Origin of the sequence: Staphylococcus sp. FSL W8-1270 (assembly GCF_038007165.1) — a bacterium.
GTDB lineage: Bacteria > Bacillota > Bacilli > Staphylococcales > Staphylococcaceae > Staphylococcus > Staphylococcus hominis.
In genome coordinates, this window is the sequence record NZ_JBBOWQ010000001.1 from 2,247,297 (window position 1) to 2,262,052 (window position 14,756).

The 14,756-nt window shown below is 31.5% G+C and carries 16 protein-coding genes; 5 read left to right on the plus strand and 11 right to left on the minus strand.

What is annotated here, in order from left to right:
- Positions 1-54 precede the first annotated feature (54 nt).
- A complete protein-coding gene (locus NSU06_RS11230) occupies positions 55-1,629 on the plus strand; it encodes a BCCT family transporter (RefSeq protein ID WP_049382452.1) in 1,575 nt (524 codons plus the stop codon).
- A gap of 228 nt (positions 1,630-1,857) precedes the next feature.
- Here the strand turns inward: NSU06_RS11230 and lepB are convergent, their stop codons facing one another.
- Entirely contained in the window at positions 1,858-2,430 is a 573-nt protein-coding gene (lepB, locus tag NSU06_RS11235) for a signal peptidase I (protein ID WP_049382454.1), read from the minus strand.
- A 206-nt stretch (positions 2,431-2,636) separates the two neighbouring features.
- Between lepB and NSU06_RS11240 the strand changes: the two genes are divergently transcribed.
- The 4 genes from NSU06_RS11240 to NSU06_RS11255 are packed head-to-tail and all read left to right on the plus strand — an operon-like array spanning position 2,637 to position 5,914.
- Positions 2,637-3,044, plus strand: a complete 408-nt coding sequence (locus tag NSU06_RS11240; RefSeq protein WP_037541632.1) for a YxeA family protein — start codon at positions 2,637-2,639, stop codon at positions 3,042-3,044.
- A 23-nt stretch (positions 3,045-3,067) separates the two neighbouring features.
- Positions 3,068-3,826 carry an ABC transporter ATP-binding protein gene (locus NSU06_RS11245; RefSeq protein WP_048762519.1) on the plus strand — a complete coding sequence of 253 codons (759 nt, stop codon included), beginning with the start codon at positions 3,068-3,070 and terminating at the stop codon, positions 3,824-3,826.
- Positions 3,816-5,696: an FtsX-like permease family protein gene (locus NSU06_RS11250; protein WP_049382457.1), complete on the plus strand. Its 1,881-nt coding sequence runs from the start codon at positions 3,816-3,818 to the stop codon at positions 5,694-5,696. The genes NSU06_RS11245 and NSU06_RS11250 overlap by 11 nt, the downstream gene beginning before the upstream one ends.
- Positions 5,697-5,722: 26 nt before the next feature.
- Complete coding sequence (locus NSU06_RS11255; protein WP_019834699.1) at positions 5,723-5,914, plus strand: VraH family peptide resistance protein; 192 nt, start codon at positions 5,723-5,725, stop codon at positions 5,912-5,914.
- A 41-nt stretch (positions 5,915-5,955) separates the two neighbouring features.
- Here NSU06_RS11255 and NSU06_RS11260 read toward each other — a convergent pair whose 3' ends face one another.
- The 10 genes from NSU06_RS11260 to rpmH form a co-directional block, all read right to left on the minus strand.
- Positions 5,956-6,531: a helix-turn-helix transcriptional regulator gene (locus NSU06_RS11260; RefSeq protein WP_017175631.1), complete on the minus strand. Its 576-nt coding sequence runs from the start codon at positions 6,529-6,531 to the stop codon at positions 5,956-5,958.
- A gap of 415 nt (positions 6,532-6,946) precedes the next feature.
- Entirely contained in the window at positions 6,947-7,489 is a 543-nt protein-coding gene (locus tag NSU06_RS11265; RefSeq protein WP_049335806.1) for a TetR/AcrR family transcriptional regulator, read from the minus strand.
- Entirely contained in the window at positions 7,455-7,850 is a 396-nt protein-coding gene (locus NSU06_RS11270; protein WP_017175629.1) for a DUF3147 family protein, read from the minus strand. Before NSU06_RS11270 ends, NSU06_RS11265 begins: the two co-directional genes overlap by 35 nt.
- Positions 7,851-7,868: 18 nt before the next feature.
- Positions 7,869-8,231, minus strand: coding sequence for a DUF3147 family protein (locus NSU06_RS11275; protein ID WP_019834696.1), 363 nt, complete (start codon positions 8,229-8,231; stop codon positions 7,869-7,871).
- A 170-nt stretch (positions 8,232-8,401) separates the two neighbouring features.
- Positions 8,402-9,241, minus strand: coding sequence for a nucleoid occlusion protein (gene noc, locus NSU06_RS11280; RefSeq protein WP_017175627.1), 840 nt, complete (start codon positions 9,239-9,241; stop codon positions 8,402-8,404).
- Between the two features lie 53 nt (positions 9,242-9,294).
- Complete coding sequence (gene rsmG, locus NSU06_RS11285) at positions 9,295-10,017, minus strand: 16S rRNA (guanine(527)-N(7))-methyltransferase RsmG (RefSeq protein WP_167805790.1); 723 nt, start codon at positions 10,015-10,017, stop codon at positions 9,295-9,297.
- Entirely contained in the window at positions 10,017-11,894 is a 1,878-nt protein-coding gene (mnmG, locus tag NSU06_RS11290) for a tRNA uridine-5-carboxymethylaminomethyl(34) synthesis enzyme MnmG (protein ID WP_048679401.1), read from the minus strand. The genes rsmG and mnmG overlap by 1 nt, the downstream gene beginning before the upstream one ends.
- A gap of 70 nt (positions 11,895-11,964) precedes the next feature.
- Positions 11,965-13,344: a tRNA uridine-5-carboxymethylaminomethyl(34) synthesis GTPase MnmE gene (gene mnmE, locus NSU06_RS11295; protein WP_048679397.1), complete on the minus strand. Its 1,380-nt coding sequence runs from the start codon at positions 13,342-13,344 to the stop codon at positions 11,965-11,967.
- A 140-nt stretch (positions 13,345-13,484) separates the two neighbouring features.
- Positions 13,485-13,829: a ribonuclease P protein component gene (gene rnpA / locus NSU06_RS11300; RefSeq protein ID WP_048679394.1), complete on the minus strand. Its 345-nt coding sequence runs from the start codon at positions 13,827-13,829 to the stop codon at positions 13,485-13,487.
- 98 nt (positions 13,830-13,927) lie between these two features.
- Positions 13,928-14,065 (minus strand): 50S ribosomal protein L34, encoded by a 138-nt coding sequence (gene rpmH / locus NSU06_RS11305; RefSeq protein ID WP_000240855.1) that lies wholly within the window; start codon positions 14,063-14,065, stop codon positions 13,928-13,930.
- Positions 14,066-14,756: the final 691 nt, after the last annotated feature.

Here is a 14,756-nt window from a genome sequence, read left to right on the forward strand (position 1 = left end):
TATATGTTAAGCTTTTATACATCTGTTTTATTAAATTTGAAAGGAGTTAAATACATGGAAAACAAATCTAAACAGTTTTCAAATGTATTTATTTTTGCTTCAGTTATTGTAGGGTTACTGGTAATTATTGGAGCCATCTTCCCTAATCAATTTGGTTCAATTTCTGGAGCAATCGGAAGTTTTATTACAGAAACGTTTGGTTGGTACTATATGCTACTTATTAGCATTATTCTGATATTTTGTATCACACTTATTTTTCATCCAATTGGAAAGCTTAAGTTAGGAAAACCTGATGATAAACCAGAATTTAATACCATTTCATGGTTAACAATGCTATTTAGTGCAGGTATGGGTATTGGACTTGTATTCTATGGATCTTCTGAGCCCATTTCACATTATCTATCGCCACCAACAGCGAGTAAAGAAACAGAAGCTGCTCTAGCTGAAGCCATGCGTTCAAGTTTCTTACATTATGGACTACATCCTTGGGCAGTTTACGGTATTGTTGCATTAGCTCTTGCATATACACAGTTTAGAAAAAATGACTTAGGACTCATTTCTCGTACATTACGTCCTATTTTCGGAAATAAAGTAGAAGGTCCATTAGGTACTGTTGTAGATGTTTTAGCCGTTTTTGCTACTATTATTGGGGTTGCAGTGTCACTTGGTGTTGGCGCCATGCAAATTAACGGTGGTTTAAATTATTTATTTGGAGTGCCAAACAATAAACTTATTCAAGGCATTATTATTCTTATTGTTACAGTTTTATTCTTAATTAGTGCTTGGAGTGGTTTAAGCAAAGGTATTCAGTATTTAAGTAATTTAAATATGCTTTTAGCTGCGATGTTACTTATTATTACTCTAATTGTAGGTCCTACAATTTTAATTATGAATATGTTTACATCCTCAATTGGTGAATATTTGAATACACTTATTTTTAATAGCTTTGATGTTGCTCCACTTAACTCACAAAAACATGAATGGTTACAGTCATGGACGATTTATTATTGGGGCTGGTGGATGAGTTGGTCACCATTTGTAGGTATCTTCATTGCCCGTATTTCAAAAGGTCGTTCGATTCGTGAATTCGTTATCGCAGTATTAGGCGTTCCTACAATTATTAGTATGCTATGGTTTACAGCCTTCGGTATTACTGGTATTGAAATTGGTAAGCAATCTAAACATATCTTTAGTATGCCACCTGAAACACAATTATTTGGTATTTTCAATGAGATGCCTATGGGTGCAATTTTATCGTTTATCGCTATTATCTTAGTAGGCTCATTCTTTATTACATCCGCAGACTCAGCTACATTTGTATTAGGTATGCAAACATCATTTGGTCGTTTAAATCCATCCGGTTTTGTTAAGATTGTTTGGGGCGTCATGTTATCAGCGATTGCCTACGTACTTTTACTATCTGGTGGATCGACAGGTCTAGATGCTCTGCAATCAGCTGCTATTATTTCAGCATTACCATTTAGTTTTGTTGTTATTTTAATGATGATTTCATTTTTCAAAGATGCAAATCAAGAAAGAAAATTCTTAGGTTTAACCTTACAACCTGATCATCAACGTAAAAAGGACTATATTAAACATAACACAAACCAACAATCTAAAATGAAATAGGACAGAACCGGAGACATCATTAAATGTCTCCGGTTTTATATATATTAGTAGTCGATGATTGAATTGAAAAATGCATTTGTCGCAAGCTTTTTTCAAGCTTAGTTCTCTTTTTTGGGGACGACAAATTCAAAATAAATTCTATTTACTCTTGTAGTTTGTATAGGATAAAAACTCTACTATAAAATAAAAGGTCACAACGAATTAAAAATGTTCGTTGTGACTTTATTTTTAAAATGTTCCTGGATTGAAGTTAGTTTTCCATTCATTAAATGGCCAATATCTCCAAACGACTTTACCTACAAGTTGTTTTTTATCTACTAGACCTACAACATCAAATCGGCTATCTATACTATTTTGTCTATTATCTCCTAAAACTAAATATTTATCTTTAGGAAGTTTCATTTCACCATTTGAACCTTTAATTTGACTTGATTTAAATGAGCCTGTTAAATATTGACCTTGTTTATGTTTCTTATTGTAATCTAAATACGGTTCAGACACTTTTTTATTATTTACATATAATTGGTCTCCCTTATATTCTACTGTATCCCCTGGTGTGCCAATCACACGTTTAATAAAATCACGTTTTGAATCTTCATGAAATACAACGACATCACCATTATCAATGTGATTCATAGATTTAGAAATTTTACTTATAATCACTTTATTGCGATCTTGAAACGTTGGATGCATTGAAGATCCAGATACTGTATAAGATTCGCCAATAAACTTTGTTACTACAATAACAACCAGTAGCCCCACTACAATGGATATAACCCACTCCATGATTTCTCTTTTCACATTTCATCCCGCCTATCATCTTTTCTTATTCTCGATTACTTCTACTCTATCATACATACTTTTCAAACACGTTTCATTCTTCTTACGACTGATTATTATTTAAATCTTTCACATTCGTAAGATACACCTCTTACTTTGTAAGGTTAGATAAAGGCACCGCTTCATTCACCCTTTTAAAATAAGAAGTGTAATAGAGATAAGGAGTGATGAGATTGAAATTATTATTAAGAATCATATTAACTATTCTTGTCATTATTGTAGTCATTATAGGTGGTTTATTTGGATTAAACGCATATTCAGACCAACATCCTAACAATCGTTCTATCAATGATTGGAATAAATTAAATCCCTTAGCACCAACGCATGAGTATTATGTTAAGACTCAAAAACCATCAAAAGTGGAAGTCGTTGATAAGGAAAAAGACTTCTATATCTATCATTATAATCAAACAGGTTACACCAAAGATGGTAAAGCTAAAAACATTGATTATACAGCGTCTAAAAAATTAAAACAACATCATTACTTAGTTGTAAGCGAAAAATCTCACACCATTACATCATATAAAGAAGTAAAACAATCAGACATTCCAACTAAAGCGAAAGAAAAATTATAAAACTTACAAGGAGTATGATAATCATGCCTATTTTAAACGTTAATCATTTATCAAAAGTTTATGGAACGAAACAAAAATTTAAAGCACTACACGATATTAACTTTTCAGTCGATAAAGGAGAATTCGTTGCCATTATGGGACCTTCTGGTTCAGGTAAGACAACCCTTCTTAATGTTATCAGTTCGATTGATAGCATTTCAGGCGGTACTGTAGAAATCAGTGGCAATGAGATAAACCAGTTATCTAATAAAAAATTAGCACAATTTCGTAAGAAAGAACTTGGTTTTATTTTCCAAGATTATAGCGTTTTACCTACATTAACAGTTAAAGAAAATATTATGTTGCCATTATCTGTCCAAAAAATGAAAAAAGATGAAATGGAAAAAAACTATCAAGACGTCACAGAGGCACTTGGTATTTATGATTTAAGTGATAAATATCCTAGTGAAATTTCTGGAGGTCAACAACAACGTACAGCTGCTGCACGTGCTTTTGTACATCAACCATCCATCATTTTTGCAGACGAACCAACAGGTGCACTTGATTCAAAAAGTGCACAAGATTTACTTCATCGCTTAGAAGATATGAACAAACAATTTAATAGTACGATTATTATGGTTACTCATGATCCTTCAGCAGCAAGTTTTGCACAACGTGTCATTATGTTAAAAGATGGCGATATTCATTCAGAAATTCTTCAACAAAGTAAAACAAAATCTAAATTTTATAATGAAATCATTCAATTACAATCAGCCCTAGGTGGTGTGGCAAATGACGTTTAATCAAATTACATTAAAGAATTTAAAAAGTAATATCAAACATTATGTATTATATCTTTTTTCATTAATCTTAAGTATCATCTTATATTTTAGTTTTGTCACATTACAATACACACATAGCTTAAATAATGGTACATCAAAAATAATCAATCAAGGTGCAAAAGTTGGTTCAATTTTTTTATTCATTACGATTATCATTTTCTTAATGTATACGAACCATCTATTTATTAAACGTCGTACACGCGAATTTGCATTATTCGAACTCATTGGACTAACACGTGGTAACATTCTTAGAATGCTTGCTATCGAACAAATCACTTTATTTATTAGTACAGGCATTATTGGCGTCATCGTTGGTATTTTAGGTTCAAAATTATTGCTTTCAATATTAATAAAACTGATGCATTTACATATTCATGCATCTATAGGATTTGAAGTAGCAGCTTTAATTCAAACAATGATCATGCTAATGTTAGCGTTTATTCTAATTATGTTAGAAGATACTATCTTTTTAAAACGAAGAACCATACTTTCTATGATGAAAGACAGTATGAAAACAGAGGCAGTAAAAGCGAAAATCACCACGCCAGAATGTATTGCTGGTATTCTTGGACTCATAATGATGATGTTAGGTTATTATATGTCTACAGAAATGTTTGGTAAATTTCAAGAATTAACAATGGCCTTATTAACGCCGTTTATTATTTTATTCTTAACTGTAGCAGGCGCATATTTGTTTTTCAGAAGTTCAGTTTCAATTATTTTTAAATCTTTAAAAAAATCAAAACAGGGTCGTGTCTCTATCACTGATGTCGTCTTTACATCTTCGATTATGTATAGAATGAAGAAAAATGCGATGTCTTTAACTATTATTACAGTCATTTCAGCAGTTACAGTAACAATATTGTGTTTCGGAGCAATTAGTAAAGCAAATGCTGACTTTAATATTCAATCATCGTCACCTCAAGATATTAACTTTACTAAAGCAAAGACGGCCCAACAATTTGAACATCAACTTAACCAACACGGTATACCCTATACAAAAAAAACGTATGAAAATGCCAATACCCATATTATTGAAAATGATGTCATTAAAAGTAAAACGGGTAATGCAATGCAAAATGAAAGTATATCGATTATGGCTGATCCTCATATCAAAGGTCATCACGCTACAATTACAAATTTACAAGGTCCACTTTCAATGATGTTTAATGTTCAAATTCATAAAGATTTAAAACTAAAAGGACAACAAGTAAAGACATTTTATGTAGATAAAAAAGATTTAAATGAAATCATTCCAATGGATGCTTCACTGGGTGGGCCAGTACTTAAAATTAGCGTAGACAACTATAATGCTTTAAAAACAAAAAATCAACTTACACATCATTATGGTTTTAATATTAAGCATCATAGTGATCTTTCAAAAGCTGAAACATTAGCTAAAAAAGGAAACCAAAATGTAGTTTTAAAAAGTGAAAACAAAAAAGCAATTGATGAAAGTAATGGCATTCTTATATTTGTCACTTCTTTCTTAGGTCTTGCATTTTTAGTAGCAGCTGGTTGCATTATTTATATTAAACAAATGGATGAAACTGAAGATGAAATAAACAATTATCGTATTCTGCGACGTATTGGTTTTACGAATACAGATATGATAAAAGGACTAGCTTTAAAAATTATATTCAATTTCGGTTTACCATTAGTTGTTTCTTTACTCCATGCCTTTTTTGCAGCAAACGCATTTATGATCTTAATAGGCAATTATACATTGACACCTATCTTCATTGTCATGGTTATCTATTCACTTGTATATCTGATATTTGCAGTTATTTCGTTCATTCATTCAGAACGCATCATTAAAGACGCCATTTAAATAATAGATTGAAAGGACATGTTAAAATGACTATTAAAGAAATGATTCAACACGCATATGACGATTTATTAAGTTTAAAAGTAAATTGGTTTAATGGTATCATGTTAGCTCTGATAGTATTAGTTGCTAGTAGTATTACAACGCCATTTATTGGTGTGCCGGTAGGCTTACTTGGCGGTGGCTATATTTTGAAAAGATACGAAAAAAATAACCATTAGAATAAAAAAAGAAGCTCAAAATGAATTGAGCTTCTCTTTCATTAATATTTTAAAAATATCTCTGTTAAATATATACTCAAATAACACATACATAAAAATAAACCCACTATAAAAATAAAAGATAATATACTAGTAAATATATTCCTTTTTTCACTAGATTTTACTTCGTTTGGATCTTTACCATTCATAAAAGCTACTATTCTATCGTAGTTATCTAAATTATATTTATACTTAATTTTATCAATTTGAGTACCACTATAAAAGCTAATTAAAAAAAGAATAGCAATTATTATAAATCCCCATGAATTAAAATAATATAAGAGAGGACCTATAAGTATAGAAGACAAAGTAAATCCAATAATCATAACTAACGACCAAATGTTCATTTTTCTTTTTATAGATTCTTGTTTATTTGAATTTAAATCTCCTCTAACTAAATCATCTAGTGAGATATCAAACAACTCACACATTACTAGTAAATTATGAATATCTGGATAACTCTTTTCATTTTCCCAATTTGATATTGTCTGTCTAGAAACATATAATTTTTCCGCTAAGTATTCTTGAGAATATTCATCTCTTTCTCGATATTTTCTTATTTGTTGACCGATATCCATTCATTCACCTCGTTATAAATTAAACTATTTTTATTTAATTTTTAAAATCATAATACTATATTTATAAAAGCGTTTTTTCTAATAAAAAGCTATCAATTTTCTTTTACATTATCTTAGTTTTAGTGTAAAAAATGTTTTACATTTTAGTATATCGCAATATTTTAAGATCTTTAGAACAAATATAAGCAAAGTATTGGTAATGAAACTCCTAAAGGGGTAGGACAAATTAAAGATTGAGACCTTAATCATAAATAAACATGAAAAGACTTTGAGTTGACATAAACTGAAACTATCCCCTAGGAAAGCGAAATCGTATAATACTGATTATTAATAAAAAACCCATAGATTAAAATCATCTACGGGTTATATAAGAATAAGAATGATACTCTAATTTCTTATAGTTTCAATATTTTTACTATTCAACATTATATGCATCTAAAATTACTTTTAATAACTTTTTAATATAAGTTTCATTAAGGACGTGAGGTTTAATCAATATATTAAAATAAATCGGTGAAAAAATTAAATCAATAAATAAATCTTGGTCCGCTTCGTCAATATATTTAGAAATAATAGTCTTCAATATTTTACGATTGCTATCAAAATAACCTTTCATAAATATGTCACGTGCTTCAGATGGTTGATAACTAATTAATATTTCAATCACAGCACGACCTAAATGAGTTTGATAAATATTCATAATTCTTATTAGAAAATGATACAATTCCTCGTACATCGTTTTATAATCATTTTCAAAAACGTGGATTCGACTGACAAACATATCGACAATAATAGATGATTTATCTTTCCAACGTCTATAAATTGTCGCTTTAGAAACACCTGTATTTTCAGAAATTTGATCTATTGTTATATCTCTAAAATAAGTCGTTTCTAATAATTGATCAATTTCTTTAAATATTTTTTCATTGATTGTTGGATCTTTCGGTCTTCCAGCCATCTTTTCTCCTTCTTAAACGTGAAATAAATTCTACAATTTCAAAGATAATTACTGCACTAATAAACCATACAACAAAACCAACCAAAATACTAAGTAACCACTCATGTGTAGAATATAACATTGCCCATGTTGCTAAGATACTACATAATACACCTGTCATACCAAAAACTGCACCTCTACTAACATGTTTGGCAACGACATCTCCATGTTGCATACCAGTAATAAATAAAGAAACAAGAAATACTGCAGGTAATGTTGCAAAAACGCCACCTAATTCTTTCCAAGGTAGCATAACTGAAATAATATAACTTAACATAACAGCTAAACCACCCACGAGAAATTTGATAAAAGTTAATTTCATTAAAAAATCCTCCAAATATTAAGAAATGTGTCGTACCGCAAAAATAGCAATTGAAATGACTAACCAACAAATAAATGCAAACGCTGTACCTTTTTTATAATCTCGTTTATTTATATAAATCGACGTAATAAATACTGTAATGATGCAAGAAATAATACCTATTATAGCTCCTGAACTAAGATGTATCGACATTTGAATCAGCTGTTCTCCTCGATGATCTATGGCTAAAGCAATAATAGCTGCTAGGTAGACTGCCGGCATAGTCGCAATAATGCCACCCATTTTTCCTCCTACTTTCTCAGCCATAATCGATGCAAAGGCAACAGCGATACCTCCAATCACAAAATGAAGTATCGCACTTGAAATTGATATTCCGAACACATGAAACCCTTCTTACCTTAATTATTAAACGATACGTTTCGTTTAATAATATTGTAATTCTATTTTTAAACTATGTAAATATGAAATAAAGAATCCATTATTATAAAATAGGTGACAAAAAAAGAACAGGATACTGAATGCAACATTCATTCTACCTGTTCTTTTAGTCATTAACGTTTATATAGTTTTATTTTAATTTCATAATAATCCTCGTGATCTTTATCACGATGCTCAACATGAATACCCGAGTCTTCAATGGCTTGAATACTCTTACCAACTTCATCACGTGCTTGTGTCAAATCTTTAGAAAATTGGAATGTTTTTGCTTTTACTTTTTCAGGGCCTAATTTTTGTTTCACACGAGCTTCTGTCTGTTTGACATTCAATTTCTGAGCAATAACTTGTTCAATCAATTGTTCTTGATCCGCTTCTTTTAAGGATAATACTGCGCGTGCATGGCGTTCTGTAATTTTACCTTCACGTAATCGTACAATTACTTTTGGTGCTAATTTAAGTAAGCGTAATTTATTAGCTATAAAACTTTGGCTTTTTCCAAGACTTTGCGCTAACTCACTTTGAGTGGTTTGTCCAATTTCAAGTAACTTTTTATAAGCTTCGGCTTCTTCTATTGCAGATAAATTTTCACGTTGGATATTCTCAATAAGGGCCACTACAGCAGTTTCTTCATCATTCATATGACGAATAATGACGTCTGCTTTAGATTGATGCAAGGATTGTAATGCTCTAAATCGTCGTTCACCTGCAATAATTTCATACATATTCTCTTCTATAGGTCGAACGACAATGGGTTGTAATAACCCATGTTCTTCTATCGACTCAGCAAGTTCTGTAATTTTACTTGAATCAAACACTTGGCGCGGTTGATAACGGTTAGGTACGATACGCTCTATTTGAATGGATTCCACACTTGAATGACGATTTTCTTCAATATAATCAACGATGTCTTCTTTATTTTTTAAACCAAATAGTTTAGAAAAAGGTTTTTTCATTGTCCATTCACTCCTCTTAAAATCAATTTTAACATGAGTAACCGAAAAATTGATTAATTTTCTAATAAAGGAGCTTTATTAGGTGTACCAGGTTTTCTAGGATATTTTTTAGGCGTTTGACGGCGCTTATCAACTATAATCATTTGTCTTTCACCTGCATCTTCTGGTAAATCAAATGTGTAAGAATCACTAAACTCTCCACCTAAGATGCTTATACCAAATTGTGCTTCTGCTAATTCTTCTTCACCTTTTGCAGACTTTAATGCAATAAACTGCCCGCCTTTTTTAACTAACGGCAAGCATAACTCACTTAGAACAGTAAGTCTTGCCACTGCACGTGCTGTTACCACATCATATGTTTCTCTATTGACACCTTTACCAAATGTTTCTGCTCGATCATGAACAAAACTTACTTGTGTTAATCCAAGTTCAACTGCTAAATGATTTAAAAACTGAATACGTTTATTTAATGAATCGACAATGGTTACTTTCAATTCTGGAAAAACAATTTTTAAAGGAATACTTGGAAATCCAGCACCAGCCCCTACATCACAAAGTGTTAGTGGTTGATTAAAATCATAGTAAAATCCAGCTGTAATAGAATCATAGAAATGTTTCAAGTAAACTTCATGCTCATCAGTAATACTTGTTAAATTCATTTTTTCATTCCATTCAACAAGCAAACGATAATAGGTTTGAAATTGTTGTTGTTGTTGTTCTGTTAATTCAATCCCTTGCTCACTTAACACTTTTGTTAACCATTCGATGCCACTCATTAATTTTTCACCCTTTGTAATTTACCTTGTTCTAAATATACAAGTAAGATAGAAATATCTGCAGGATTAACACCTGAAATACGTGATGCTTGCGCAATATTTAATGGTTTAACCTCTGCTAATTTTTCTCGTGCTTCAGTGGCTAAACTATCCACTTTACTATAATCTAAGTCTTCTGGAATTTTCTTTTCTTCCATACGTTTAACTTTTTCAACTTGTTGTAATGATTTATTGATGTAACCTTCATATTTCGTTTGAATTTCAACTTGTTCTTCTACCGCTTCTGGTAACTGATGTGTTTCTTCTAATATCTCTAAAATTGTATCATACGTCATTTCAGGACGACGCAATAAATCAATGGCTAAGATACCATCTTTTAAGCGTGAACCACCATGAGCTTCAATCACAGATTGCGTATGTTCATTTGGTTTAATACGGATATTTGATAAACGGTCAATTTCATCTTGAATTTGTTGACGTTTATCATTAAAACGTGCATAACGTTCTTCAGAAATCATGCCTAAGTCATAACCAATATCAGTTAAACGTAAGTCGGCATTATCATGACGTAATAATAAGCGATATTCAGCACGAGAAGTCAATAAACGATAAGGCTCATTCGTTCCTTTTGTTACTAAATCATCAATTAAGACACCAATATAAGCATCTGAACGACTTAGAATTTTTTCGCCTGTACCTAATACTTTACCTGCAGCGTTAATACCTGCCATAATGCCTTGGCCTGCTGCTTCTTCATAACCAGATGTACCATTAATTTGCCCTGCAGTATATAAGTTTTTAATCATTTTAGTTTCTAATGTTGGCCATAATTGTGTTGGCACAATCGCATCATATTCAATCGCGTAACCTGCACGCATCATATCTGCTTTTTCAAGACCCGGAATAGTAGCTAACATTTGGCGTTGAACATGTTCAGGAAGACTGGTTGATAAGCCTTGCACATAAACTTCATTCGTATTACGTCCTTCTGGTTCTAAGAAAAGTTGATGACGTGGTTTGTCATTGAAACGTACAAATTTATCTTCAATAGATGGACAATAACGTGGACCTGTACCTTTAATCATACCTGAGTACATAGCTGATAAATGTAAATTATCATCAATGACTTTATGTGTACGATCATTTGTATACGTGAGCCAACAAGGGAGTTGGTCTAAAATGTATTCGGTAGTTTCAAAACTAAACGCACGACTAACGTCATCGCCAGGTTGAATCTCGGTTTTAGAATAGTCAATTGTTTTAGAATTCACACGTGGCGGTGTACCTGTTTTAAAACGCACCACTTCAAACCCAAGTTCTCTTAAGTTATCAGCTAATGAAATAGATGGAAGTTGATGGTTTGGACCACTTGAATATTTCATATTACCTAAAATGATTTCTCCACGTAAAAATGTACCTGTCGTGATGACTACAGCTTTCGCATGATACTCTGTACCTATATTCGTACGTACACCTTTAACTTCATCATTTTCAATCAATAATTCGTCTACCATGCCTTGCATGATATCTAAGTTATCTTCATCTTCAATGACACGTTTCATTTCTTGTTGATAAAGCACTTTATCAGCTTGAGCACGTAATGCACGAACTGCTGGACCTTTACCAGTATTAAGCATACGCATTTGAATGTGTGTTTTATCAATGGCTTTAGCCATTTGGCCACCTAATGCGTCGATTTCACGTACTACTATTCCTTTTGCTGGGCCACCGACTGATGGGTTACATGGCATAAAGGCGATATTATCTAAATTAATGGTTAACATTAACGTTTTAGCACCACGTCTTGCTGAAGCTAATCCCGCTTCAATTCCAGCGTGACCGGCACCAATAACAATTACGTCATATTCTTGAACCATTGAATTGACCTCCCTATTTTTTCCTTAATTATTATTATTCATTTTAGACTAATGACCGTCTTAATTTTTATTATTTACCTAAACAAAATTGACTAAATAGCTGATTAATTAATTCATCACTTGCTGATTCTCCAATAATTTCTCCTAATATTTCCCATGTACGAGTTAAATCAATTTGAACCATATCCATAGGAATACCAGCTTCAGCTGCATCAATGGCATCTTGAATTGTTTGTCTTGCTTGTTTTAAAAGTGAGATATGTCTAGAGTTTGAAACATACGTCATATCTTGATTTTGTACTTCTCCACCAAAGAATAAATCTCTGATTTGTAATTCTAATTCGTCGATACCTTCTTGTTTTAACATTGATGTTTGAATAAGTGGTGTGTCCCCTATCATAGTTTTAACTTCTTCAATATCTAATCGACGTTCTAAATCTGTTTTATTAACGATAACAATAGCATCTTCAGTTTTTATTACTTCATATAATGTACGATCTTCTTCAGTTAAAGGCTCGTTATTATTTAATACAAAAAGAATTAAATCCGCTTCACTTAATGCTTTACGTGAGCGCTCTACGCCTATTTTTTCTACAATATCTTCAGTATCACGAATACCTGCTGTATCAACAAGTCTTAATGGGACACCACGTACATTAACGTATTCTTCTAATACATCTCGAGTTGTTCCAGCTACTTCAGTGACAATGGCTTTATTATCTTGAATAAGATTATTTAGCATTGAAGATTTACCTACATTCGGTTTACCGACAATCACTGTAGATAATCCTTCTCTCATAATCTTACCTTGAGTTCCCGTTTCTAATAATTGATTAATTTCATTTTTAATTTTTTTAGACTGCGCAAGTAAAAATTCCGTTGTTGCATCTTCAACATCATCATATTCTGGATAATCAATGTTCACTTCAACTTGGGCAAGAATTTCCAATATCGATTGACGTTGTCGTTTAATTAAATCACTCAAACGACCTTCAATTTGATTCATTGCAACTTTAGAGGCTCTATCCGTTTTAGAACGAATGAAGTCCATGACTGCTTCTGCTTGAGATAAGTCAATTCGGCCATTTAAAAACGCACGCTTAGTATATTCGCCAGGTTCCGCCATTCTAGCACCATGTGTCATGGTAAGTTCTAGTATGCGATTGATTGTCAAAATACCTCCATGACAATTAATTTCAATAATATCTTCACGTGTAAAGGTTTTTGGTGCACGTAAAACTGAAATCATCACTTCTTCTACAACTTCGTCTGTCTCAGGATCTATAATATGGCCGTAATTAATAGTGTGTGATGGAACATCTTTTAATTTTTTCTTTCCTTTATATAACTTATCGCCTATTTCAACCGCTTCTGGACCAGACAACCGTACAATACCAATTGCACCTTCTCCCATTGGAGTTGAAATACTTGTAATTGTATCAAAATCCATTATCCATTCTCGCCTCCCTAGTTAAGTAAAATTTCAATATAATATTGTAATAAGTTTCTAATTAAATTGCGAATATATTGTTTTATAACCTAATGGTTAGTCTTCGGTTTGTCTAACGTTAGACTTCCGTCAGTCTAAATTTAATTAATTCTCTTATTAAATACCTTTGCTATTTTCAATACATGTTCTAAACTGCCTTGAATCTCTAAAGTTGACATATTTTTAGCAGGTTGTCTCGCTATTACAATAATATCTTTTGAAATCATATCTTGCTTATGCACTTTAAAGTTTTCTCTAATGGCACGCTTAATACGATTTCGAGTTACAGCATTTCCGATTTTCTTAGAAACGCTAATGCCTAAGCGAAAATGTTCATACTCATTGTTTAATGTATACACAACAAATTGTCTATTGGCTACAGATTTTCCCTTTTTATAAATTTTTTGGAACTCACTATTCCTTTTTATACGATAAGCTTTCTCCACGCTTAAATCACTCGCTTACATTGTTCTTTATGTTACATTCATCTATTAAAATGTGTGGGTTTAAAACGAAAAAAAAGACCACTGAGAAGTCAGTGATCTTATGCTGATAAAACTTTACGGCCTTTACGACGACGACGCGCTAAAACTTTACGGCCATTTTTAGTGCTCATACGTTTTCTGAAACCATGAACTTTACTATGTTTACGTTTATTTGGTTGATAAGTACGTTTTACCATGCAAAACACCTCCATCTACATATTATATCTCGTTCACTAAATCTACTTCTAATGAACCTGACTATTTTAATAGATAAATGATAATTGTTAATATCAAATCATTTTGATTTAATTCGATTTTATCTAGTCATAATTCAAGCAACTACTACAATATAACAAATTACCATTTATAAAGCAAGCAGCTTTTGAAACCAATTAATGATTTTCAAGAATGTCTTTTAGTTATATCATTTTCATTTTTAATATTTATACATTTCATTGATTCAGTAGCTTCTCAATTTTATACATATTTAATACACGTTTATAAATTATTTCCCAAACCTGTTATAGTACATTGAATTATGGTATCATTTTTTATCCACTTATTCACATATAGTATTTAATTTTTTGTGGATAATCAATAGCATATTCACAGATTTATACCAAATTTACAAACATATTCACAGCCATTTGACATCTATTGCAGTTAAAAAGTATAATTGTGTGGATAAGTCGTCTGAATCATTTATCTTATAGGATTTTTTTATAAATTCTATACGTGTTTTTACTGTGTATAAATCATAGCATATATAAAGTTATCCACCGAATGTGATTAACTTGTGGATAATTATTAACATGCTGTGATTATTTTTATCCACGCTTATAAAAACTGTGTATAAGTCTTAAATTTATAGAAAGATGGAGTTTATAT